The organism is Methylobacterium sp. AMS5 (genome assembly GCF_001542815.1).
Classification (GTDB): Bacteria; Pseudomonadota; Alphaproteobacteria; order Rhizobiales; family Beijerinckiaceae; genus Methylobacterium.
The window spans coordinates 1,354,858-1,378,135 of record NZ_CP006992.1; the positions used below are offsets into that span (position 1 = coordinate 1,354,858).

At 71.2% G+C, this 23,278-nt stretch carries 17 protein-coding genes; 5 read left to right on the forward strand and 12 right to left on the reverse strand.

Going from position 1 to position 23,278, the window contains the following annotated elements; all coding sequences use genetic code 11:
- Positions 1–30 precede the first annotated feature (30 nt).
- The 3 genes from Y590_RS27665 to pbpC all read left to right on the forward strand — a co-directional run bounded on the left by Y590_RS27665 (position 31) and on the right by pbpC (position 7,946).
- On the forward strand, positions 31–228 hold the full coding sequence (locus Y590_RS27665; protein ID WP_060769068.1) for a DMT family transporter: 198 nt from the start codon (positions 31–33) through the stop codon (positions 226–228).
- Positions 229–340: 112 nt separating this feature from the next.
- Positions 341–5,659 (forward strand): alpha-2-macroglobulin family protein, encoded by a 5,319-nt coding sequence (locus tag Y590_RS06170; protein WP_060769069.1) that lies wholly within the window; start codon positions 341–343, stop codon positions 5,657–5,659.
- A 4-nt stretch (positions 5,660–5,663) separates the two neighbouring features.
- Positions 5,664–7,946 (forward strand): penicillin-binding protein 1C, encoded by a 2,283-nt coding sequence (pbpC, locus tag Y590_RS06175; RefSeq protein WP_144439936.1) that lies wholly within the window; start codon positions 5,664–5,666, stop codon positions 7,944–7,946.
- A gap of 6 nt (positions 7,947–7,952) precedes the next feature.
- Here pbpC and Y590_RS26310 read toward each other — a convergent pair whose 3' ends face one another.
- Positions 7,953–8,618, reverse strand: coding sequence for a hypothetical protein (locus Y590_RS26310; RefSeq protein ID WP_144439937.1), 666 nt, complete (start codon positions 8,616–8,618; stop codon positions 7,953–7,955).
- Positions 8,619–9,177: 559 nt separating this feature from the next.
- Between Y590_RS26310 and sugE the strand changes: the two genes are divergently transcribed.
- A complete protein-coding gene (gene sugE, locus Y590_RS06180; protein ID WP_060769071.1) occupies positions 9,178–9,498 on the forward strand; it encodes a quaternary ammonium compound efflux SMR transporter SugE in 321 nt (106 codons plus the stop codon).
- A gap of 4 nt (positions 9,499–9,502) precedes the next feature.
- On the opposite strand, the gene Y590_RS06185 is transcribed toward sugE, so the two are convergent.
- From Y590_RS06185 to Y590_RS06195, 3 genes are read right to left on the reverse strand one after another with little or no spacing between them, the layout of a single operon-like run.
- Positions 9,503–10,303, reverse strand: a complete 801-nt coding sequence (locus Y590_RS06185; RefSeq protein ID WP_060769072.1) for a helix-turn-helix domain-containing protein — start codon at positions 10,301–10,303, stop codon at positions 9,503–9,505.
- Positions 10,304–10,354: 51 nt separating this feature from the next.
- Complete coding sequence (locus Y590_RS06190; RefSeq protein WP_060769073.1) at positions 10,355–10,990, reverse strand: class GN sortase; 636 nt, start codon at positions 10,988–10,990, stop codon at positions 10,355–10,357.
- Positions 10,987–13,203 carry a marine proteobacterial sortase target protein gene (locus Y590_RS06195; protein WP_060772184.1) on the reverse strand — a complete coding sequence of 739 codons (2,217 nt, stop codon included), beginning with the start codon at positions 13,201–13,203 and terminating at the stop codon, positions 10,987–10,989. Before Y590_RS06195 ends, Y590_RS06190 begins: the two co-directional genes overlap by 4 nt.
- Before the next feature lie 244 nt (positions 13,204–13,447).
- Between Y590_RS06195 and Y590_RS06200 the strand changes: the two genes are divergently transcribed.
- Positions 13,448–14,059 carry a histidine phosphatase family protein gene (locus Y590_RS06200; RefSeq protein ID WP_060769074.1) on the forward strand — a complete coding sequence of 204 codons (612 nt, stop codon included), beginning with the start codon at positions 13,448–13,450 and terminating at the stop codon, positions 14,057–14,059.
- Positions 14,060–14,146: 87 nt separating this feature from the next.
- On the opposite strand, the gene Y590_RS06205 is transcribed toward Y590_RS06200, so the two are convergent.
- The 8 genes from Y590_RS06205 to Y590_RS06240 all read right to left on the reverse strand — a co-directional run bounded on the left by Y590_RS06205 (position 14,147) and on the right by Y590_RS06240 (position 23,173).
- Entirely contained in the window at positions 14,147–14,887 is a 741-nt protein-coding gene (locus Y590_RS06205) for a hypothetical protein (RefSeq protein WP_060769075.1), read from the reverse strand.
- Positions 14,888–14,950: 63 nt separating this feature from the next.
- Positions 14,951–15,964: a nickel/cobalt transporter gene (locus Y590_RS06210; protein ID WP_060769076.1), complete on the reverse strand. Its 1,014-nt coding sequence runs from the start codon at positions 15,962–15,964 to the stop codon at positions 14,951–14,953.
- Entirely contained in the window at positions 15,955–16,632 is a 678-nt protein-coding gene (locus Y590_RS06215; protein ID WP_060769077.1) for a DUF1007 family protein, read from the reverse strand. The genes Y590_RS06210 and Y590_RS06215 overlap by 10 nt, the downstream gene beginning before the upstream one ends.
- Positions 16,633–16,839: 207 nt before the next feature.
- Entirely contained in the window at positions 16,840–17,301 is a 462-nt protein-coding gene (locus Y590_RS06220) for a cytochrome c-type biogenesis protein (protein WP_060769078.1), read from the reverse strand.
- Complete coding sequence (locus tag Y590_RS06225) at positions 17,298–19,298, reverse strand: heme lyase CcmF/NrfE family subunit (protein ID WP_060769079.1); 2,001 nt, start codon at positions 19,296–19,298, stop codon at positions 17,298–17,300. Before Y590_RS06225 ends, Y590_RS06220 begins: the two co-directional genes overlap by 4 nt.
- A gap of 46 nt (positions 19,299–19,344) precedes the next feature.
- Entirely contained in the window at positions 19,345–19,878 is a 534-nt protein-coding gene (gene ccmE / locus Y590_RS06230; RefSeq protein WP_060769080.1) for a cytochrome c maturation protein CcmE, read from the reverse strand.
- Positions 19,879–20,040: 162 nt separating this feature from the next.
- Positions 20,041–21,609 (reverse strand): c-type cytochrome biogenesis protein CcmI, encoded by a 1,569-nt coding sequence (ccmI, locus tag Y590_RS06235; protein ID WP_060772185.1) that lies wholly within the window; start codon positions 21,607–21,609, stop codon positions 20,041–20,043.
- 148 nt (positions 21,610–21,757) lie between these two features.
- Positions 21,758–23,173 carry an ATP-binding protein gene (locus Y590_RS06240; RefSeq protein WP_060769081.1) on the reverse strand — a complete coding sequence of 472 codons (1,416 nt, stop codon included), beginning with the start codon at positions 23,171–23,173 and terminating at the stop codon, positions 21,758–21,760.
- Positions 23,174–23,278: the final 105 nt, after the last annotated feature.

Genomic DNA, 23,278 nt, shown 5'->3' on the forward strand with positions numbered 1-23,278 from the left:
CGGTGGACGGGCCGGCCCCGGGCCACAGCTTTGGCGCAGAAGTTCCAGAGCAACGTCCCGAAAGGTGGTTGCCGGCTTTCGGAAAAAGATGATGCGAAAACAAGAACCTCAAGCATCGTCCTCGACCATTTCGGGCTGCTCGGCGTGCCGGTCCATGAGGCGAACCTTCCGCGGCTCGGCGGGGCGCTGCTTCTCCTCGCCGGCGTTGCCCTGATCTGCATCTTCTGAGGTCTGTCTTCCCCGATGGCCCTGCGCCAGCGTTGCGGCCGGCGCGGCAAGTGATAGCGTGCCGGCCGCGGGCGCCCCTGCTTCGGGCGCACCGGTCGGAGGAGACGCGCACATGTCCCAAGGCAAAGGTCTCGGGCCCCTCGGTGCGACGTTGATCGGCGCGATGCTGCTCGGTGTTCCGGCCCTGGCCCAGGCTCCACGTCCGGCCGCCCCCCCCCCTGCGCCCCTGAGATCGGCGACCGCACCGGTCGCGAAGACCTTTGTGCGCGAGGCGCTGGCGAGCGCGGGCGTCCGATTGGAGACCGCGCTCAAGAGCGAGGCGCCCCCCGGCGCCAAGACGGCGGCGCAGTGGCGGCGCGAGGCGGAGGTCGCCGCCCAGAACGAGGGCGGGGAGCCCGACGCCGAACTGAACGCCCGCGCCGCCGCCGTCGCAGCCGACCCGAACGACGTCCGCAACTGGCTCGACTACGCCAACGCGGCCCTTGCCGCCGGCAATGACGAGGAGCGCGCCGACTATTCCGCCCGGTTCAAGCTGAAGGGCCGCGCGAGCGCCGCCGCCTATCAGGGCTACCTGCGCGCCAAAAACCCGGCGGACGAGGCCCGCGCCCTGGCCCGGCTCGGCGAGATCCAGGCGGCCCAGTCCGAGTGGCGGTCCGCGCTGGAAGCCTACCGGGCGAGCCTCGCGATCCGGGACGAGGCGCAGACCCGTGCGGCCTACGAGACGCTGCGCGCCGAGCACGGCTTCCGCATCCTCGACTACAAGGTCGATTCGGACGCCGCCGCGCCGCGGGTCTGCTTCACCTTCTCGGAGGGTCTCGTCCCGAAGACCGATTATGCGCCCTACATCGCCGTCTCCGGCGCGGCCAACGCCGCCGTCACGGCGGAAGGCTCCCAGGTCTGCGTCGACGGGCTCAAGCATTCCGAGCGCTACGCCTTCGTGGTGCGCCAGGGCCTGCCCTCCTCGGTCGGCGAAAACCTGCTGAAATCGGCCGATTACGAGGTCTACGTCCGAGACCGCTCGCCTCAGGTGCGCTTCACCGGCCGCAACTACGTTCTGCCGCGCACCGGTCAGGCCGGCGTGCCGCTGGTCTCGGTCAACGCCGACAAGCTCGATGTCGAGGTGCTGCGCATCGGCGACCGCGGCCTGCTGCCCGCGCTCCGCTCCGAGGATTTCCTGAGCCAGCTCAGCGGCTCGACGGCCAAATCCATCGCCGACCAGAAGGGCCAGCGCATCTGGAAGGGCACGCTCGATACCGCCAAGGCCGAGACCAACCGTGAGGCGGTCACCGCCTTCCCCGTGCTCCAGGCGGTCGGCAAGCTGGAGCCCGGCCTCTACCTGATGCTGGCCAAGCCCACCGGCACCACCGATTCGTCGGAGGACGAGTACGGCGGCTACGAGACCCAGGCGACGCAGTGGTTCGTGGTCTCCGATCTCGGGCTGACCGCCTTCAAGGGCCGCGACGGCGTGCACGTCTTCGCCCGCTCGCTCGCCAGCGCCAGGACCGTGTCCGGCGCCGAGATCCGGCTCGTCGCCCGCAACAACGACGTGCTCGCGGTCGCCAAGACCGACGGCCAGGGCCACGCCGCCTTCCCCGCCGGCCTCGCCCGCGGCGAGGGCGGGCTGGCGCCGGGCCTCGTGGTGGCGCAGGTCGGCGACGATTACGGCTTCCTCGATCTGGCGCTCGGCGCCTTCGACCTCTCCGACCGCGGCGTGAAGGGCCGCCCGGCGCCCGGCGGCGCGGAGGCCTACCTGTTCCCCGAGCGCGGCGTCTACCGCTCCGGCGAGACGGTGCAGCTCACCGCGCTTCTTCGCGACCCGCAGGGGGCGGCGGTGGCCGGCCTGCCGCTGACGCTGGTGGTCAAGCGGCCCGACGGCGTCGAGTATCGCCGCGCGGCTGTCGCCGACGAGGGGCTCGGCGGGCGCTCGCTCGCCCTGCCGCTGATGGCGGGCGCCATGCACGGCACATGGCGGATCTCGGCCTATACCGATCCGAAGGCGCCCGCGGTCGGCGAGGCGAGCTGGCTCGTCGAGGATTACGTGCCCGAGCGCCTAGAGGTGAGCCTCACCCCGAAGACGCCGAGCCTGACCCGCGGCGAGGCCGCGACCATCGACGTCGCCGCGCGCTACCTCTACGGCGCGCCGGGCTCGGGGCTCGACGTCTCGGGCTCGGTCGCGGTGCAGGCGGCGGCCAATTCCGGCATCAAGGGGTTGGACGGCTTCTCCATCGGCCTCGACGACGAGGCGGTCGAGGCGACGACCGCCGAGATCGACGCCAAGGCGACGACGGACGCGCGGGGCCATGCCAGCCTCACCGTGCCGGTACAGGAGGTGGCCGCCCCCCGCGCGCTGGAGGCCAAGATCACCCTCGCCGTCGGCGAGCCGGGCGGCCGGGCGCTGAGCCGCAGTGTGACGCTGCCGATCCTGCCGGCCCGTCCCGTGCTGGCGATCCGCAAGAATTTTTCCGCCGATCTTGCCGAGAACGCGACCGCGACCTTCGATGTCGCCATGGCCGCCCCCGACGGGCGGCGTCTGACGCAGGACGGCGTGACCTGGACACTCTCGAAGGTGGATCGGACCTATCAATGGTACCGCGCCGACGGGCGCTGGAGCTTCGAGCCGGTCAAATCCAGCCGCCGCGTCGCCGACGGGCGCGTGGCGATCGGGGCGGAGGCGCCCGCGCGCATCGCCGTGCCGGTGGGCTTCGGCCAGTATCGCCTGGAGGCCAGCGTGCCGGGCCAGCCGCAGGCGGCGGCGAGCGTGTCCTTCACCGTCGGCTGGGGCGGCTCCGAGAGCGCCGATGTGCCCGACCTCCTCGACCTCACCCTCGACAAGCCGGCCTACGCCGCGGGCGAGCGTCTGCGCGCCCGTCTCCAGCCGAAATTCGCCGGCACCGCGACGCTCGCCATCGTCGGCGACCGCGTCCACGAGATCCGCGACGTGACGGTCGCGGAGGGCGGCACCAGTGTCGACATCCCGGTCAAGGCGGAATGGGGCGCGGGCGCCTACCTCGTCGCCACCGCCTACCGGCCGCTCGACCAAGCGGCCAAGCGCATGCCCGGCCGGGCGCTCGGGGTCGCGTGGTTCTCGGTGGACAAGGAGAAGCGCGGCCTCTCCGTCGCGATCGAGGCGCCGGAGAAGGTGCGCCCCCGCGGCACGCTCACCGTGCCCGTGAAGCTCGCCGGGCTCAGTGCCGGCGAGGAGGCGCGGGTGACGCTGGCGGCGGTCGATGTCGGCATCCTCAACCTGACCCGCTACGAGGCGCCGAACCCGTTCGCCTATTTCTTCGGCCAGAAGGCGCTCGGACCCGAGATCCGCGATCTCTGGGGCTACCTGATCGACGGCATGCAGGGCACGCTCGGCGCGATCCGTTCCGGCGGCGACGGCGGCGCGGCGGAACTCGCCGACGCGCCCCCGACCCAGGCCCCACTGGCGCTCTATTCGGGCGTGGTCACGGTCGGCGCCGACGGCACGGCCAAGATCCCGCTGGAACTGCCCGCCTTCAACGGCACCGCCCGCCTGATGGCGACGGCCTGGACCAAGGCCAAGGTGGGCCAAGCCCAGGCCGACGTGATCGTGCGCGACCCCGTGGTGCTCACCGGCACCCTGCCGCGCTTCCTCAATGTCGGCGACCGCTCGCGCTTCTTCGTCGCCCTCGACAACGTCGAGGGGGCGGCCGGCGACTACACCGTCGATCTCGACCTCACCGGCCCCGTCGTGGTGGCGGGCGAGGCGGTGCGCTCCACCCTGCGCCTGGAGGCCGGCGCCAAGGGGCAGCTCGTGATCCCGATCACCGCCGCCGGCCCCGGCACGGCCCGGCTCGACCTGAATCTCACCGGCCCCGGCATCCAGGGCAGCGCCGGCCAGTCCTTCGCGCTCGGGATCAATCCGGGCACCGGCGCGCTGGTGCGCCGGAGCGTGCGCCCGCTGGAGCCCGGCGCCGGCCTCGACCTGACGCCGGATCTGCTGGCCGACATCCTTCCCGGCACCGGCGCGGTCTCCGTCTCGGCCAACCGCCTCGGCGGCATCGACGTCGCCGCCCTGCTGCAATCGCTCGACCGCTACCCCTACGGCTGCTCCGAGCAGATCGTCAGCCGCGCGATGCCGCTGCTCTACGTCAACGCGCTCGCGGCCGGCGAGAAGCTCGGGCTGGACGGGAAACTCGACGAGCGGGTGCGCGGGGCCATCGAGCGGGTGCTGGCGCGCCAGGATTCGGGCGGCGCCTTCGGCGCGTGGTCGACGGAGAATGCCGGCGACACGTGGCTGACCGCCTACGTCACCGACTTCCTCACCCGTGCGCGCGAGCGGGGATTCGCCGTGCCGCAGACCGCGTTCAACAGCGCGCTCGACCGCCTGCGCAACACGGTGGCCAACACCACCAATGTCGAGAACGGCGGCATGGATCTCGCCTACGCGGCCTACGTGCTCGCCCGCAACGGCCGGCCGGTGATGGGGGATCTGCGCTACCTCGCCGATACCAAGCTCACCGACTTCGCCACGCCCTTGGGTCGCGGGCAGCTCGCCGCCGCGCTGGCCCTCCTCGGTGATCGCGGCCGGGCGCAAAAGGGCTTCGAGGCGGCGGTGCAGGCGCTCCAGGCCGAGCGCGATCGGGGCACCTATCGCGCCGATTACGGCTCGCGCCTGCGCGACGGCGCCGCCCTGCTGGCGCTGTCGACCGAGGCCGGGTTTTCTCAAGCGACGCTGCAACCGGTCGCCGCCGTGCTCGGCCAGGAGCGGGCCGACGGCCGCTCGACCAGCACCCAGGAGAATGCCTGGATGGTGCTGGCCGCGCAGAGCCTTGCCAAGGAATCGGACAACCTCGCGCTCACCATCGACGGCAAGACCGAGACCGGACCGCTCTCGCGGCTCTACCGGGCGCCCGCCCTGGAGGCGCGGCCGGTACGGATCGTCAATGCGGGCCGCGAGGCGGTGCCCGTCGCCATCGGCGTCCAGGGCAATCCGATCGCCCCGGAGCCGGCGGCGTCCCAGGGCTTCACGGTCGAGCGCAGCTTCTATCGGCTCGACGGCAGCCCGGTGGATCTGGCCAAGCCGCTGCGCCAGAACGACCGCCTCGTCGTGGTGCTGAAGGTGACCGAGGCCAAGGCCAGCGCCGGGCGCCTGCTGCTGGTCGATCGCCTGCCCGCGGGCCTGGAGATCGACAACCCGAAGCTGCTCGACGCCGATGCGCTGTCGGGGCTGAGCTTCGCCAAGAGCGAGGTGGCCCCGGTCCATACCGAGTTCCGCGACGACCGGTTCGTGGCCGCCTATGACCGCACCCCGGAGCAATCGGCCTTCTTCTCGGCGGCCTACACCGTGCGCGTGGTCTCGCCCGGCAGCTACGTGCATCCGGGCGCGAGCGTGGAGGACATGTACCGCCCCGAGCGGTTCGGGCGCACCGCGTTCGGATCGGTCGAGGTGACCTCGGCGAAGTAGGGGCATGGCCTCCGACGCAGATCCCCTCTCCCCGCAGGCGGGGAGAGGGCCGAGCCTCCCTCGTCGGGGCCGCGGCGAGGCGGCAGCCGAGGGTGAGGGGGCGGTTCCGAAAGAGGCTCATCCTGAGCCGCCCCCTCACCTTCGTTCCGGCTGCGCCTCCGCGACCAGCCTGCACGACAAGGTGCAGCCTGGCCTCTCTCCGCGCGCGGAGAGAGGGAGACGCGTCGGCACGGTTCTCGCCCTCTTCGTCATCGTCGCGTTTCTTCTGGCGGGCACCCTCTGGCGTTACGCGGACGCCCTCCCACCCCTCGATCTGACCCAGGCCTCTCTCCGCTCCACCGTCATCCTCGACCGAAAGGGCCAGTTGCTGCGCCCCTTCGCCACCGCCGACGGGCGTTGGCGCCTGCCCGTCACCGCGGACGCGATCGATCCGCGATACCTCGCCATGCTCAAGGCCTACGAGGATCGCCGCTTCGACAGCCATCCCGGCCTCGATCCGGCGGCGACGCTCCGCGCCGCGTGGCAATGGCTCGCGCACGGCAAGATCGTGTCGGGCGGCTCGACCCTGTCGATGCAGGTCGCCCGCCTCGTCGAGCCGCGGGCCGAGCGCTCGCTACGCGCCAAACTCCGGCAGATGGTCCGTGCGGTCGAGTTGGAGCGTGCACTCGGCAAATCGGGCGTGCTCGACCTCTACCTCGCGCTCGCCCCCTATGGCGGCCCGGTCGAGGGCGTGCGGGCGGCGAGTCTGGCCTATTTCGGCCGCGAGCCGGCCCGCCTGTCATTTGCCGAGAGCGCGCTCCTCGTTGCCCTGCCGCAATCACCCGAGGCGCGCCGGCCCGACCGCTTCGCCGCCAACGCGCGGCGCGCCCGCGACCGGGTGCTCGACATCGCCGCCGAGCGCGGCGTGCTGACCGCCGCCGAAGCGCAGGCGGCCAAGGCCGAGCCGGTGCCGGTTGCGCGAAAACAATTCCCGATGCTCGCGGCCCATGCCGCCGAGCAGGCCCACGCCGCCGACCCGGAGGCGCGGCTGCAGCACCTGACCCTCGACGCGCGCCTCCAGGCGAGCCTCGAGGCGCTGGCGACCGAGCGCGCGGCGGCCGCCGGCCCGGCGCTCTCCGCCGCGATCCTCGTCCTCGACAACCGCACCGGCGCGGTGCTCGCCCATGTCGGCAGCACCGGCTACCTCGACGCCGCCCGCGCCGGTGCCGTCGATGCCACGCAGGCGGTGCGCTCGCCGGGCTCGGCGCTCAAGCCCTTCATCTACGCGCTCGCCTTCGAGGACGGGCTCGCCCACCCGGAAACGCTCCTCGACGACCGCCCGGCGCGCTTTTCCGCGAGCTACGCCCCGGAAAACTTCGATATGGGGTTTCGCGGCACGGTGACGGCGCGGGTCGCACTCCAGCAATCGCTGAACCTGCCCGCGGTCGAGCTTCTGGATGCGGTCGGCGCCGCCCGCTTCGTCGCGCGGCTGCGGGGCGCCGGCGCGACGGTCCTGCTGCCGCGCGACACGGCGCCGGGCCTGCCCGTGGCCCTCGGCGGGCTCGGCATCACGCTCACCGACCTCGCCCGGCTCTATGCGGGTCTCGCGCGCTCCGGCACCGTGCCGGCGCTGGCCCGGCGCCTCGACGGCCCCGCCGCCGGCCCGGAGCCGGAGCGGCGGATCGCCGATCCGGTCGCGGCTTGGTACGTCGCCGACACCCTGCGCGGCGCCCCGCCGCCGGAGAACGCCCTGCCCGGCCGGATCAGCTTCAAGACCGGCACCTCCTACGGCTACCGCGACGCCTGGGCGGTGGGGTTCGATGCCCGCGTGACCATCGCCGTCTGGATCGGCCGCCCCGACGGCGCCTCGGTGCCGGGCCTGATCGGGCGCAGCCACGCCGCGCCGATCCTGTTCGATGCCTTCGCCCGGTTCGGCGGCGAGCCGGAGGCCCTGCCCCGCCCTCGCGACGCTCTCGTCGTCGCTACCGCCGCCCTGCCCCCGCCGCTGCGCCACATCCGCCGCGATGCGCCGAAAACCTTCGCGGCGACGCTCGGCGTGCCCCTCAAGATCGCTTATCCGCCGGACGGTGCCCGGGTCGATCTCGGTTTGAGCGAGGGCGCGCAGGCCCGCCTCGCCCTCAAGGCACTGGGCGGCCAGCCACCCCTGACCTGGATGGTCGATGGCCTGCCGGTGGCCGAGGCGATGCGCCGGCAATCGGAATGGAGCCCGGAGGGCGCGGGCTTCGCGCGCATCTCGGTGATGGATGCGGTGGGTGCGAGCGACAGCGTGGTGGTGCGGCTGGAGTGATGTGTTCTATCGCGGCGGCTGACTGATGGGATCGGCAGGGGGGTTGAGGAAGCCTCTGACGCGGCCGCTAAAATTACTGAAATCAAAATTCACATTAAGGCTTAGAAGAACAATAATAACGACTGCCGTCCATAAAAAATTCGCAATCAAATTCTGTCCTACACTCAGACCCCAAGATACCTTTGTTCTTTCAGAAACATGAGATTTTATATCTCCATGCTTTGAAGCTCTGTCCCGATTTGTTGCCTCAATGAGATCATGCAATGATTGAAATTGAGCCTTATAGATCTGATCATTTATTTCATCCTTAGAACTGTCGAGGACAATCTTGGCGAAGCTTCCTATCTCCCCGCGCGCTTGAGAAATAACGGAGTCGATTCGTAAATCCGTCCAGCCACTAACGTAGCTGTCGATTTCCTCCTGGCGGGGGCGTCTACCAAGCTGCTGAGTTCGCTGGACGATCCAATCTCGCTTTTCTTGCTTGTACAAACTGTAGGCGACGCAAGCGACAACGGGCGCTATAGGGTTTTCACCCGCCATGCGCCCCATAATACGTTCAAATACGGTATTATATTCGCCGGAAATTATCCCAGGTAACGTCTCTTCATCATCAGCAGTATCAGGGTTTTCTGTCCGATTTTGCTGGATTTTTCCGTCTTCCGGCATGCTCATTTGCCTGGCTCTTCAATGCATTATCAATATGCTTGTCTATATTGACCCGCACAATACCAACCCCAGGCAACCGCATTTCCTGAGTATGAGAAGACGGATTAGCGGGACGCGCAAACCATTTGACCGTCATACCGCTATCTCCACACCATGAGATGTCATTACCGAAAGTCTGAGCCCCTAACGGAGCCATTCCTGCGAGCCACCGCATCGTGTTCAAGGAGCGTCACCACCTTGTGAAAGCCGCAGCTCGAAGGCACCGCAATCGCATAAGCGGACGGGCATGGTTAACGATTGGTATATGCCCTGTGCCAGCCGCGGCAAGGGCAAGAAGGTGCAACCGAGTTCGCCGTGTCAGGCTCTCGCGACTCATTGTAACCGCCACCGTTTCACACATGCCTTCCGTGCTTGCGGCGAGACGTATGATGCGCATTGTCTCAGCGTGCGGCACCACACGTGACTCCCGAGATCCGAAAGTTAGCTGAGCCTGCGAGGCAACGTCCTCCCCCATCCAGGGGTCCAAGTCCGGGACGGCCCGGCTCATGCGCCCCATGAGGCTGCCGTGGCCTGGATCGTTCTCGTCTTCGCCGGTCTGCTGGAGGTCGTCTGGGCCTTCGCGATGAAGCAGTCGGAGGGGTTCTCCCGCCTCTGGCCCAGCGTCATCACCCTCGTCACCATGGGCTTGAGCTTCGCCTGCCTCGCCTGGGCGATGCGCAGCCTGCCGCTCGGCACCGCCTACACGATCTGGACCGGCATCGGCGCGGTCGGCGCCTTCATCGTCGGCATCGCGTTTTTGGGCGAGGCGATGAACGCCACCCGCATCCTGGCGGCGCTGCTGATCGTCAGCGGGCTCGTGGTGATGAAGCTGTCGAGCACCGCCTGACGGCTCAGGCCGCCCCCTCCCCGCAGCCGGGAAACACCGCGAACACATCCTCGCGCACCCGGTCGAGAAGGCGGCGATAGGCCGGCTCGCAGGCCATGCCGGCGGTGATGCGCCCGTACTGCGCGCCCTCGGCCAGCGCCCCGCGCTCCGGCACCAAGGCGAGCGGGGTCGCAGCCGGCGTGAGCTGCGTGCCGCGGCCGGAGAAGAGAGTCGTGAGGATGCCGAACATCTCGCCCTGGATCGTCGGACGCCCGAGCACGGCGAGCCGGTACTGCCCCTGGAAGTTCGTGACGAGGTAGATCTGGCCCGATTGGTTCGGCACCGAGACGGTGCCGGATTGCGCGAACGGCGCGTCGAGCCGCTCGGCCTCCCGAAAGACGAGCCGGGCGCTCTCGGCGTCCCAGGCGATCTCGGTGCGGTAGGCGAAGATCGCGCCCGCCTGCCCGAACGAGGGGCGGAGCGTCAGGTAGCGCCCGGTCAGGAAGGCCACCGCCTCGCGGGTGTAGGAGCCGAACTCCTCCGGCGCGTGGCGGGCCTTTTCCGCGCTCGCCACCGGCGGCGCGGGGGCCTGCACCCTCAGGGGCAACCCCAACGCCTCCTCCAGGCGGATCGTGGTGGCCAGCGTGAAGGGCCGGCGGCCGGAGAGCGCCTTCTCGAGGGTCGAGATGCTGATGCGGGCCGCGTCCGCGAGCGCCTGCCGCGACATCCGGCGGCGGGCCAGCGCCTCGCGCACGGCGTCCGCGATGGCGCGGCTCTGCCCGGCGGGCAGTTCGGTCTCGGGGTGATCGGCCTCGATCAGCGGCATCGCGTGCGGTTCCGGACGGATCCGCACAGAACCGCACCGAGGCGGGAAGCGTCAAGGCTCGGCGGTTTCGTCGAGCACCGCCTCCACCAGCAACCGCTCCGGTCCCGGCGTCACCGCATCGAGCGGCCAGCAGGTGGCGAGGACGAGGTGCCGGCCCGGCGCGTCCGGGTCGAGGCCGGAGGCGTCCCACCGCGCGACCCGGCGCCCGGTGACGCGGAAGCGGAGCCTGCGGCCGTCGCGGCGCTCCACCGCGATCGCATCCCCGACCGCGAGCCGGCCGAGGCTGCGGAACTGTGTGTCGCGGTGGGCGGCGTAGACCGCCGTTCCCGGTTCGCCCGCCTGCGGCGTGCCCTCGACATGGCCGGGCCCGAAGGCCAAGGCCTGCCCGCTCGATCCAGCGAGCACCACGTAGTGCTCGCCGAGCCGCGGGAAGCCGATGCGGGCGACCGGAACCGTGTCGGCCCAGGGCCAGGGGCGGGCGGGCACGCCCTCGGCCAGGGTGCGCGCGAAGGCGCGCTCCAGCAACCCCTGCGCCAGAGCCGCCTTGGCCGGAATCCAGGCCGCCTGCGCCAGCAGAACCGAACCGGCCGCGACCAGCAGGAGGGCCGGCAAGGAAACCGGAGGGGCCGCGAGGCCCCTCCGGCCGGAGCGCCGCGATGCGGCGCCCTGTTGTGCGATCCCGCTCACGCTGCGAGCCGGCGGCGGGAGAGGACGAGACCGAGCACCAGCAGCAGCGCCCCGAGCCATGCGCGGATCTCGAAATCCGTGGCGGTCTGCGGCAGCGCCACCGCCTGCGCGGCAGCGATCTGCGTGGCCGGGGCCGTGGCGCGGCGCTGGCGCGGCGGCGGGGGAAGCTGCGGAGCCTCGTCCTGCGTGCCGAACACCGTCTCGAAGTCCCAGCCGGCCGGCAGGTTGAGCGGCAGCTCGGTGCTGGTGAGGCGCAGCCCGGCCGGCCGGCGCGGGGTGGCGTCCACCGCCACCAGCGAGGTCAGCCGTGTCGTCAGCCCGTGGTCGAGCGCCAGCCGCAGGATCGCCGCGTCGGCGGCCTGCGCGTCAAGCCCGCCGGTCAGCCGCGCGGTCTCGGCCTCGGCGATCTTCGCCCGCGCCCAGAGCTTGCCGATCCCGGTCCCGTCCTGCGCCGCATCGAGGTGCAGCTGCGTCTGCCAGGGTTGGCCGCCGATCCGGCCGGTGAGGGTCAGGGTGCCGCGGACCTGTCCCATCCGGGCCGAAAGGGTGAGCGGCTCGCCGCGGTAGAGGTCGGGCAGGCGAGCCGGCGTCACGTCGATGCCGGGCTCGGAGAAGGTCGCGGTCAGGTCGGTGACGGCGGGGCTTTCCAGCTTCACCAACAGGGCGCGCATCCGCTCGGTCACCTGATCGGGCGTGTCGATCTGGGTGAAGCTGCCCTGCCCAAGTTCGGCGGCGTGGCGCATCAGGTAGCCGTTCGGGGCCGAGCCGATGCCCACCATGAACAGCCGCGAGCGCCCGCGCTCCGTCGCGATGGCGGAGAAGATCTGCGCCTCGTTGCCGATGGCGCCGTCGGTGAGGAACACGACCTGGCGCAGACGCCCCGTCTCCTCCGGCGTCGCGTCCCGCAGGGCGGCCTGGAGCGGCGCCAGCATCTCCGTGCCGCCGCTTGCCTGGAGCCCCGCCACGAAGCTTTTGGCCCGCGTCAGATGGCGCGCGTCGGCCGGCACCGGATCGGGAAACAGCGTGTCGAAGCTGTGATCGAAGCGGATCACGTTGAAGCGGTCGCCCGCGCCCAGCCGGTCGAGGCCGATCAGCAGGCTCGCCTTGGCCTGCCGCATCGAGGCACCGCCCATGGAGCCGGAATTGTCGATGACGAACACCACGTCACGGGGCACGGAGGCGGCCGGGCTCGCGGATTCCGGCGGGGTCACCACGGCGAGCACCGCCTCAGCCCCCGCCACCCGTTCGCGGAACAGGCCGACCGCGGGCGCCTCGCCGGGGGCCGCATTCCAGGTCAGCTCGAAATCGCGGTCGGCGGCGGTGGTGCCGTCGGCAAGCGTGACGCGGCGCTCGCTCGCGGACAGTTCCTCGATACGGACCGCATGAGTGGCGCTGCGCACCTGGCCCAGGGGAAAGCCGGCCTTGAGATCGATGGTGATCGTCAGCGGGTTGATCGGCGCATGGCGGGCCGGGTCGAGCACCGGGGCCGTGATCTTCTCGCGATCCGGGACGGGATCGGCGGCGGCGCCTCGCTCGACGACGGACATCACCGCCGGGGGAGTGGGGCTGTAGCGCGGGGCGGCGACGGTCGGCAGGCGCAAGGCATAGGTGCCGGCGGAGGACCGCACCGGCTGCTGGTACTCGATCTGCACCAGCACGGTCTCGCCGGGGCCAATATTGGCGACCGCGTTGGTGAACAGGTTGGGCCGCTGCTGTTCGGTGAGCGCGGCGGCCTTACCCTCGGCCTTCGCCGCCTCGTAGACGCGCCGCGCCGCCTCGCGCTCGCGGATGTCGGCGACGATGACCCGGTCGCCGACCACGAGCTTCATCGTATCGACTGCCGCATCCTCCGGCAGCGGGAACAGGTAGGTGCCCTCGACCCACTCGCTCGTCGTGTTGCGGAAGGCCTGGGTGATCGTCGCCCGCGCGGTCGGGCCGCTCACGGTGATCGCGGTGTCCGCCTTGAGGCGGGGCGCCTCGACGGGCGCGCCGCCCTCGAAGCGCAGCAGAAGCGTGCCGCTGCCGTCCTGCGCCCTCGAATTCTGCGCCCTCGAATCCTGCGCGCGAGCGGGCGCGATGCCGGCGATGAGGGCGAGCAGGAGGGCGATCAGCGGCCCGAGCAGGAGGTTGCGCGTCAGGCCCGGAGCCGGACATGCGAGCGGTGACCGGGGATGCGGCGACTGTGGCAGCGGGGAGTGGGGAAGCGAGAGCATGGGAGCCTCCATCGGCGGATGCCGGCCCTGTGGCCGGTTCCTGCCAAGGCTCCTCCAGCGTGCCCTGCGCCGCCACGGGACGCTTCGCCAACCTTCGGCCCCGCTCCGCACCCGAGCGGCCCGCGATGTCCGGAAAGCGGCGCCATTGCCCGCTTATGGTGACGCTTCGTCCGGATCGGTGCGGAGATCGGGCGCGGCGTCTCGGCCCGCTTCCCGCGGCGCGCGAACCGCCTACATCGGGGCGATGTCCCGCTCGACCCCGCCATCCGCCACCCGTATCGTCTGCATCCGCCACGGCGAATCGACGTTCAACGCGCATCACGAGGCGACGGGGCGCGACCCCGGCCATATCGATGCCCGCCTGTCCGAGCGCGGCCACGCCCAGGTCGCCGCGGCCCGCGAGGCGCTGCGCGCGATCCCCTTCGAACTCGTCGTCACCTCGCCGCTGACCCGGGCGCTCCAGACCACTGCCGGGATCTTCTCCGATCACCCGGCGCGGCCCGACGTGCTGGTGGAGGTGCTCCACCGCGAATGCCAGGAGAGCAGTTGCGACATCGGCCGGGCGGCCTCGGTGCTGGCGCAGGAATTTCCGGCCTTCCAAGTCGCCCATCTTCCCGAGACGTGGTGGTACGCGGACGGCGAGGCCGGGCCCGACGGCTGGCATGTCGAGCCGCGGACCCTGTTCGACCAGCGCGTCTCGGGGTTTCGCGATTGGCTGCGGTCGCGGCCGGAGCGGACCATCGGGGTCGTCGGCCACTGCACCTTCTTCTACCACCTGACCGGGCGCTGGCTCGCCAACTGCGAGGCGCTCGACGTCGACCTCACGGCGGAGCCGCGCCCGCGCGCCTACGGCTGATACGGTGTCCGCTCAATCGAAGCGGACACCGTATCAGCAAGCCTGCGCGGCGCTCGAGCGAAGCCCGAAATCCACGGTGCGAAGCAATCAATCGGATTTCGCATGAACGCTGGCCCGCGCCGCCTCGAGACGCGCATGCGCGGAGATCAGGTCGATCTCCGGGGCCTGTCGGCCGATCCGAAGCGCCGCGTCGAGGATGCCGAGCGCGGTCCGCCATGTCCCATCCGCGAAGGGGGCCGCCCCCTCCGCCACCTCTGCGGCGCTGCGCGGGTCGTCGAAGGCGCGCAAAGCCGCCGTGGCGGTGCGTGACACGGCCGATGCGCGGGCGCCCGCGATCCAAGCGTGGCGGCCGGCGGCGGCGTGGGACAGCGCGCCGCCCTGCATCTCGGCGGCACGGAGCGCAACCATGGCCGCCCCCGCATCGGAGGCCGTCTCGCAGCGTGCGGCGAGCGCCGGCAATCCGGCGGCGTCCAGCAGCGGCGGCAGGATGCGGCGGGCGCTCTCAAGTGCGAGGAAGGCGGTGCGGGCGGCCTCGACCGCGGGCGCATCCGCCGAGCCGGACAGCCGCAGCACGAACGCCATCAATCCCTGCCGCTCGGCCTCCGGCATGGCGTCGTTGAGGCCGAGCGCGTAGGCTGCGAGCGGTCGCGAGAAGCAGGGCGGACAGTCCTCGCTCGCGGTGATCGCCCGGTAGGGCAGCCCCGCCGCGACCATTGCCGCCTCGTTGATGCAGGTGCCCCCGTCCGGTCCGGGGAAGGGGTGCGAGCCCTTCAAGAGCCGCCAGTTGAGGAGGGGCGCGAAGGCGTCGAGGGCGTGGTGTTCGCTCAAGCAGGGCTCCTCCCGATCCGGGGCCAACCTGCCACGGCTTCGAGGGATTTGGCGAGAGGGCGTTTAGCCACCCAGGCCAGAGGCCAAACCCGACAGCATGGCGAGCCCGAGCACCAGCACGAAGGCGCCGGCCAACAATTCGAGGCTGCCGACCGCCAGCGCGCCGGCCTGCCCGCGCCCGCCCGCGAGCCGCAGCGCCAAGCCCTTGGCGAACACCGCGAGGCTCGCCAAGACTCCGGTGGTGAGCGCGGTGCCGAGCGCCATGGCGAAGGTCGCGGCAATGCCGGCGGCGAGCAGGCCTTGCGCGGCGCAGAACACGAGGATCAGCACCGCCCCGGCGCAGGGCCGGGAGCCGGCGGCGAGCACCACGCCCGCCCGCTCGCGCCAGCCGCCGAGCCGGTCGAGGGCGGCGGCATCGGTCAGGTGGGTATGGCCGCAGCCGGGACCGCACGCCTCGGCCGGGCTATCGGTGGCAAGGCCGGCAAGTCGCCCGGCCTTGCGCCACGTCACCGCAGCCCCGAGCCCCGCCACGAGGGCGAAGCTCACGGTCTCGATCAGGGTACCGGCCCGCGTCATCCCGGCGGCGGTCGTGTTGAGGACGAGGACGCCGACCAGCACGATGGCGATGGCCACAACAGCCTGGAGCAGGGCCGCCGCGGCGCTCAGGGCAAAGCCGCGGCGCAGCGTACGCTCACCCGCCACGATGTAGCCGGCGATCACCGCCTTGCCGTGGCCGGGCCCGGCGGCATGGAACACGCCGTAGGCGAAGCCCATCACGATGAGCGGCATCCAGGGGCCTCCAGCCTTCAGCGCCGTCACCGCCGCGCGGAGGTGGCTGGAGAAATTGGACTGGACCGCGAGCAGCCAGCCGCCGAGCCCGGTCGTCGCGGGCGCGGCCTCGCGGAAGCCGATACCGAAGGGCGAGCGGGGCGGCGGCGCGGCGACGGGGCCGAGTGCCCAGGCGATGCCGCCAAGGAAGCCGGCAGCCGCCAGTATCGCCCCGACGGCAAGGGCCAGCCGCAGCGGCCACCGGCTGGCCGCCACGCCCGCGGGGCGCAGGGCGGCGGTTAGGGACATGCGACGATGGCCCGGTTGGCGAATTGCTCGCCGTAATTCGAGGCGGCGGTCAGCGCCTCGAACATCGCCTCGGTCATCGACTGGCCGGCGGAGGCCACCGTGGGCTCGGTGTTCTTCGCCCGCGTCACCGTCATGCTGCAGCCGGGGGCGGCGCCGGCGAGGCGCAGCGCGTCGGCGCCCTCGGCGAGACTGAAGGCAATGAAGTAGGTCGGATCGTAGACCTCGACCGCCGCGACGCCCTTGCCCTGGGCGGCGGGAGCCTTCAGCGGCAGCAGGAAGCTCAAGGTGAGCTTGCCGCCCTCCATGGCCATCCGCGCCTCCTGCGGCTCGGCGAAGGCCTGCTCCTTGCCGGCCACCTTGAGCTTCGTGAAGTAGGCGAACTCGGCGAGGTTGCCGGCATGCTCCTTGGCCGAGCCCTGAAGCTCCTCGGGCGAGACCTTGCCGTCACCGTTCGCGTCCAGCCCCTGCGTCAGGAAGGTGGTGTATTCGGGGTCGAAGGTCCAGGCATGGCGGATGCCGGTGATGCGGCCTGCTTCGTAGGCGAGTTCGGCCTTGGCTGTGATCCAGACATGGGGGTGGGCCCAGGCCGGGCTCACGGTCGCAAGACCGGCGACGAGGCCGAGCGCGGCGACAAGGACGCGATGTCCGAGAGAGGCGGCGATCGGCATGGCGCTCGGGGGAGGCTCGCGGCAGGTCGGGGCGGTGACGACGATGCGCCGGATCCTGCCCGTCCGATCGGGCGAAAGCAGGGCGCCTCTGCCGATCCCCCGTAAGCTACAGCATCATCCCGAAAGGTGGTCTCCGGCTTTCGGAAAAGATGATGCGAAAACAAGAGCCTCAAGCATCGCCCTGGGTCCGGTATCCAGGGCGATGCTTTAGGGCCGCTTGAGCAGCGCCTCGACCTCCGCTTCCTCCGCCTTGGACAGACCTGCCGCCCGTGTCGGCGGGCGGCGGCGCGACAGGCGCCAGATGCCGAAGGCGCCGAGCCCCACCGCGAGCAGCGGGCTCAGCCAGAGCAGCAGCGTGTGCCAGCCGAAGACGGGGCGCAGCAGCACGAACTCGCCGTAGCGGGCCACGACGTAATCGATGACTTGGCCGTTGCTGTCGCCCTCTTTGAGCCGCTCGCGCACCAGCACGCGCAGATCCTTGGCGAGCGGCGCGTCGGAATCGTCGATCGACTGGTTCTGGCAGACGAGGCAGCGCAGGCCCTCCGAGATATGCCGCGCCCGCGCCTCCATGGCGGGGTCCTTCAGCACCTCGTTCGGCTGCACCGCGAGCGCAGGGGCTGCTGCGAGGCTCAAGCCGAGAGCGGCGATCGTGGAGCGAAAGCGGGTCATTCGGCGGGCACCGCGGAGGGCGGCAGCTTGGCGCGCGCCTTGACCGGGGCGCCGACACGCATGCGCCGGTCGGTGAGCGAGAGGCCGCCGCCGGCTGCCATGATCAGCGAACCGATCCAGATCAGCAGCACCAGAGGCTTGTAGTAGAGCCGCATGCCGATGGAGCCGTCGGGCATCACCTCGCCGAGGCTGGCGTAGATCTGGCTGACCCCGACCGTCTTCAGGCCGGACTCGGTCACCGTCATCCGGCGGGAGGGATAGAAGCGCTTGCCGGTCTCGGCGGTGCCCACGTAGTCGCCCGCGCGGTTGCGCAGCGTCAGGAAGGCGGTGGTCTCCTCGTAGTTCTCGCCCTTGGTCGGGCCGACGCGGTCGAGGGTGGCGACGTAGGGGCCGGAGGCGACCTGACCGCCCGGCCGGATCGTTGCGAGCCCTTCCGTCGCCCAGCCCTGCCCGGCGATGCCGAGCACGACGACGCCGACGCCGGCATGCGCCAAAGCCGTGCCCCAGGCCGAGCGCGGCAGGCCGATCGCCCGGCGCCACGTCGTTCCGAGGTCGCGCGTCCGGTTGTGACCGTAGCCGCGGGCGCGCGCCCAGATCTCGAGGACCGACCCGATGATGAGGTAGGTGCCGAAGCCGAGGCCGACCGGCGCCATCACCGGACCGCCCCAGGCCAGAGCCGCCGCACCGAGTGCGACGACGAGGGCCACCGCGAAGGCGGCGAGCAGGCGCTGCGCAGCGGCGGCGGCATCGCCCCGCTTCCAGGCGAGTGCCTGCCCGAACGGCACGATCACGAGGAGCGGCAGCGCCAGGGGGATGAAGGTCCAGTTGAAGAAGGGCGGGCCGACCGAAATTTTTTCACCGGTCAGCATCTCCAGAAGCAGCGGGTAGAGCGTGCCGACGAAGACGGTGGCGCAGGCGGCGACGAGGAACAGGTTGTTCATCACCAGCGCGCCCTCGCGGGAGATCGGCGCGAACAGGCCGCCCTGGCGCAAGCTCGGCGCCCGCCATGCGAACAGGCTCAGCGCGCCGCCGATGAACAGCGCCAGGATCGCGAGGATGAAGACGCCGCGGCTCGGATCGGAGGCGAAGCTGTGCACCGAGGTGAGCAGGCCCGAGCGGACGATGAAGGTGCCGACCAGCGAGAGCGAGAAGGTGAGGATGGCGAGCAGGACCGTCCAGACCTTGAGCGCGTCGCGCTTCTCCATGACGACGATGGAGTGCAGCAGCGCCGTGCCGGCGATCCAGGGCATCAGCGAGGCATTCTCGACCGGGTCCCAGAACCACCAGCCGCCCCAGCCGAGTTCGTAATAGGCCCAGTACGAGCCCATGGCGATGCCGAGCGTCAGGAAGCTCCAGGCGGTCAGGGCCCAGGGCCGCACCGCCCGCGCCCAGACCGCGTCGATGCGCCCCTCGATCAGCGCGGCGACGGCGAAGGCGAAGGTGACCGAGAAGCCGACATAGCCGAGATAGAGCAGCGGCGGATGGATCGCGAGGCCGAAATCCTGCAGCAGCGGGTTGAGGTCGTTGCCCTCCAGCGGCGCCGGCGCGACGCGGGCGAACGGGTTCGAGGTCGTGATGATGAACAGCACGAACACGAAGGTGACGCTCGCCTGCACCATCAGCGCGTTGGTGCGCAGCACCGGCGGCACGGAGGTCTTGGCGGTGGCGACCCAGGCGCCGAACAAGGCGAGGATGAGCACCCAGAGGAGCATCGAGCCCTCGTGGTTCCCCCAGACGCCGGAGATCTTGTAGATCAGGGGCTTGGCGGTGTGCGAGTTCTCGACGACGTTCTGGACCGAGAAGTCCGAGGTCACGTGCGCGTAGGTCAGCGCGCAGAAGGCGAACAGGATGCAGGCGAAGGTGCCGAGGGCGGCGGGCCCCGCCACCTCGCGCAAAGCCGCATCGCCCGAGCGGGCGGCCCAGGCGGGCATCACCGCCTGCACCAGGGAGAGCGCCAGCGCGAGCGCCAGCGCGTAATGGCCAATCTCGACGATCACCGGCAGTCCCCTCGCGCGGTTTCGGTCCGGACGGTCATGGAATCTTTCACCGCTCGCTGCGCTGGCCGAGGGTGGCGTCGGCCGTCTCCGGCTTGGCCGCGTCCTTCGGAGCCGCCTTGGTCGCGTCCTTGGGAGCTTCCTTGCCCCCGCCTTCCTGCCAGCGCCCCTGCGCCTTGAGGGCGTCGGCGACCTCGCGGGGCATGTAGTTCTCGTCGTGCTTGGCCAGCACCGTGTCGGCGCGGAACACGCCGCCGACATCGAGCGTGCCCTCGGCGACGATGCCCTGCCCCTCGCGGAACAGGTCGGGCAGCAGGCCGCGATACTGCACGGGCACCGTGGCGTTGGTGTCGGTTACCGCGAATTCGACGTTCTGGTCGGGCCCGCGCTTCACCGAACCGTCCTTGACGAGGCCGCCGAGGCGGAAGCGGGTGCCCGGTGCGACGCCCTGCGCCGCCACGTCGGCGGGGGAGCGGAAGAACACGATCGAGCCGCTCATCGCCGACAGGATCAGCCCGAGCGCCAGCGCCAGCACGGCGCCGCAGGCGGCGATGAGGATCAGGCGGCGGCTCTTGCGGGTCACGACAGTTCCGTCCCGGTTCGTCGGCTTCTTCTGATTCCTTCAGGCTTGCGAGGGCCTGACGGCGGTCCGACGTCTGCTGAGGATCAAGAGACCGGTTTCGGCCCGCCCGCCCGCGGGGTCAAGGTTGAACGGGCGGGACCGATTGTCAGGGGCCGCATTCCGCTACGGTTGAGCGGGCGTCAGACCGAGTTCCTTGCCGAGCGCGTCGAGGCGTTCGACTGCATTCGGGTTGGCGGCGAGCGCCATCCTGGCCCGGTCGAGGGCCTGGGCTGCCGCAGCCCGGTCGCCGATCACGCCGTAGGAGCGCACGAGCCGCATCCACTCGTCGGCGCTGCCGCCCTTGGCGGCGAGCCGCCGGTCGAGGCTGGCGACCATGCCGCGGATCGCCGCTTCGCGCTCGGCCGGCGGCATCGCCCGGATTGCGGAGGCCGCAGCATCGGGCTCGGCCGCATTCCGCTCGCCGGGCTTTTCGGCGCTCTCGGCCTTCGGCGGTGGCGTCCCGGTCCCGGCCCCGGCGAGGCCGAGTTCGTGGGCCTGCGCATCGAAACGCGCCTGCGCCTCCTTGTCGTCGGGAAACGCCTTGCGCCCGCGCTCCAGCGCGTCGAGCGCCTTGTCGCGCTCGCCGAGCACCGCGTGGGAGCGCACGAGGCGCAGCCACTCGTCGGCGCTGCCGCCCTGCTTGGCCAAGCGCCGCTCCAGCCCCTCGACCATGCCGCGGATCGCATCGATCCGCTCGGAAGGCGGCAAGGCCTGAATGTTGCTGCCCGGCCCGGCCACAGGCGCCTCGGACATCGCCCCATCCTTGGCGCCGTCCTTGGCTCGATCCCCGGAGCCCTCTCCTCCGGCCTTCGGCGCGGCCAAGGTCTCGCCCTTCAGCCGGGCGAGGTTCTCGCGCACCGTCGGCAGCCAGGGTGCGTCCGCGGGGGCGGAGGCCGCCATCGCTTCCAGCCGCCGCACGGCGCCGGCCACGTCGCCGGCCTGCTCGTCGCCGCGGGCGAGATAGAACTGGGGCTTGGCCGCCTTCGGATCGGCGGCGAGCGCCCGGCCCAGCACCTTGCGCGCCTCCGGCGAGACCGTGCCGTCGGCCGCCGCGACCAGGGCCTCGCCCCAATCCGAGAGCGCCTGGGCGTCCTCGCCCTTGAGGCGGACGAGCGCCGCGTAGGCACGGGCCGCGTCGTCGAACCGCCCGAGCCGCATGTAGACCGGCCCGAGCACGCTCCAGCCGCGGACATCGTCCGGGTGGTTGGCGAGCCGCGCCTCGATCTGGCCGATGGCGGTCATCAGATCCTGCGCGCCGGCCCGCGTCGCCTTGCGGTCGGCGTCGGTCTGCGACGGAAGGTTCGGAGAGCCGTAGAGGCCGTAGACGACGAGCGCGACGAGGGGGACCGTAGACAGCGCGAAGGCGGAAGCCGCCCGGCGCTGGCGCAGATGCGGCTCGGCGATCGGCGCGGCGCCCGACCCTTCGGCCCTCTCCTCGCGGCTCGCCCGCAGCAGCCGGCGCGCGGCCTCGGCGCGCGCGGCCTCGGCCTCCGCCGGGGCGATGAGGCCACGGCCGAGATCGCGCTCGATCTCGGCGAGTTGGTCCTCGTAGAAGCCGGTCTCGGTGGCGAGCCCGTCGCCGCCCTCCGCCTCCGAACCGACCCCTTGCCGGCGGCGGCGCGACATCGGCCAAAGCAGCGCGAACACGGCTGCGCCGGTCATGGCCGCCAGGATGAACCAGATCGCCGTCATCAGACCCAAAGTTTTAAGCTCGGCCCCGTGTAGAGCCCGAGCGGGGCCTGCACGACATCGCTTCCGGGTGACACGTCGTCACGCGCGAGCGAAGCATGGCCATAGCACAGGCCTGCCGGTGCGTAACCTTGGCGAGGCCCGCTGCCACTCAGCGTTGTCCGCCGCCGGCGGGCGCGTCGCCCGGCACCTCGATCACCGCGCGCAGCCCCCCGAGCGCGGCGGCCTCCAGGCGGAAGCGGCCGCGATAGAGCGCGGCCAGATCTGCGACGATCGACAAGCCGAGCCCGGAGCCCGGCTTGGTCTCGTCGAGACGCTGGCCGCGCTTGAGCACCGCCGCGCGGTCCTCCTCGGGCAGACCCGGCCCGTCATCCTCCACCGCCACGAGGAGATGGGGATAATCGTGCTCGGCCGTCGGCACAGCGGAGATCGAGACCCGGCCCGCCGCCCATTTCGAGGCATTGTCGACGAGGTTGCCGATCATCTCCTCGAAATCCTGCTTCTCGCCGCGGAAGCGCAGACCCGGCGGAACGTGGACCTCGTAGGCGATGTCCTTGTCGCGGTAGATCTTGCCGAACGTGCGCACGAGGCCGGCGAGGGCCGGCTCGACCTCCGTCGAGGTTCCGAGCGTGCCCGCGAGCGCGGCGGCGCGGGCACGGTCGAGGTGATAGTTCACCTGATCGCGCATCACCGCCGCCTGCTCGCGAATCTTCTCCGACAATTCCGGCGGGGCGTCGCTGCTGCCGGCCTCGTTGACGATGATCGAGAGCGGGGTCTTCAACGCGTGGGCGAGGTTGCCGACCTGGGTGCGGGCCCGCTCCAGGATCTCGCGATTGGTCTCGATCAGGAGGTTGATCTCGCCCGCGAGGGGCGCGATGTCGCGCGGGTACTCGCCGTCGATCCGGTCGGCCTCGCCGCGGCGGATCGAGCCGAGCGCCGTGCGCAGCTTGCGCAAGGGGGCAAGGCCGAAGCGGATCTGCAGCAGCGCGGTCGCCGCGAGCGAGAAGCCGAGCAGGCCGAAGGTCATGAACAGCGAGAAGCGGAAGCGCTCGACGTCGTTGACGATCTCGTCCGCCGGCCCGGCCACCCGCACGGTGTAGCGCCCGTCGGCCCCGACATCGACATCGCGCTCGACGATGCGCAGGCTGCGGTCGTCCTGGCCCCGGCCGTAGCCCTGGCGGATCTGACCGACGGTCGCGGTGCCGGCCTGATCGGGCCCTTTCAGCGGCACGCCGACGAGCGAGCGCGAGGTGCGCAGATCCCGCGGCTTCGCGTCGGGCCGCCCGACCTGCCAGTACCAGCCCGAGAGCGGCAGGTCGAAACGCGGATCGCCGAGCGAGAAGGAGCGCGTCTCGGGATCGCTCGGCGAGACGAGATCGGTGGCGAGGTTGTTGGCGAAGACGAGCAGGCGGCTGTCGAAGGCGCGCTCGGTGTTCTCGCGGTAGAGCGTGGTGAGGATGAAGGCCGCGATGACGAGGATCGCGGTGCTCGACAGGAACGAGGAAACCGCGAGCCGGACCGCGATGGAGCGGCGGCGCAGGGGGAGCCAGGCGAGGCGGTCGGTCATGCGTCCTGGCTCGAATCTCGGCTCGCTCGCGACGGTGCGGGCATGGACATCATGCACACCGACTTTCGACACGGCCCGCCCGCGAGACGCTGATGGCCCTGCATA

Coding starts and splice junctions, on each gene's coding strand:
- Y590_RS06195 (WP_060772184.1), bottom strand. CDS start 13,203: ATGCTCTCGCTTCCCCACTCCCCGCTGCCACAGTCGCCGCATCCCCGG.
- Y590_RS06170 (WP_060769069.1), top strand. CDS start 341: ATGTCCCAAGGCAAAGGTCTCGGGCCCCTCGGTGCGACGTTGATCGGC.
- ccmI (WP_060772185.1), bottom strand. CDS start 21,609: ATGACGGCGATCTGGTTCATCCTGGCGGCCATGACCGGCGCAGCCGTG.
- Y590_RS06185 (WP_060769072.1), bottom strand. CDS start 10,303: ATGCCGCTGATCGAGGCCGATCACCCCGAGACCGAACTGCCCGCCGGG.
- Y590_RS06220 (WP_060769078.1), bottom strand. CDS start 17,301: ATGACCCGCTTTCGCTCCACGATCGCCGCTCTCGGCTTGAGCCTCGCA.
- Y590_RS06200 (WP_060769074.1), top strand. CDS start 13,448: ATGTCCCGCTCGACCCCGCCATCCGCCACCCGTATCGTCTGCATCCGC.
- Y590_RS06215 (WP_060769077.1), bottom strand. CDS start 16,632: ATGCCGATCGCCGCCTCTCTCGGACATCGCGTCCTTGTCGCCGCGCTC.
- Y590_RS26310 (WP_144439937.1), bottom strand. CDS start 8,618: ATGAGCATGCCGGAAGACGGAAAAATCCAGCAAAATCGGACAGAAAAC.
- Y590_RS06240 (WP_060769081.1), bottom strand. CDS start 23,173: ATGACCGACCGCCTCGCCTGGCTCCCCCTGCGCCGCCGCTCCATCGCG.
- pbpC (WP_144439936.1), top strand. CDS start 5,664: ATGGCCTCCGACGCAGATCCCCTCTCCCCGCAGGCGGGGAGAGGGCCG.
- Y590_RS06210 (WP_060769076.1), bottom strand. CDS start 15,964: ATGTCCCTAACCGCCGCCCTGCGCCCCGCGGGCGTGGCGGCCAGCCGG.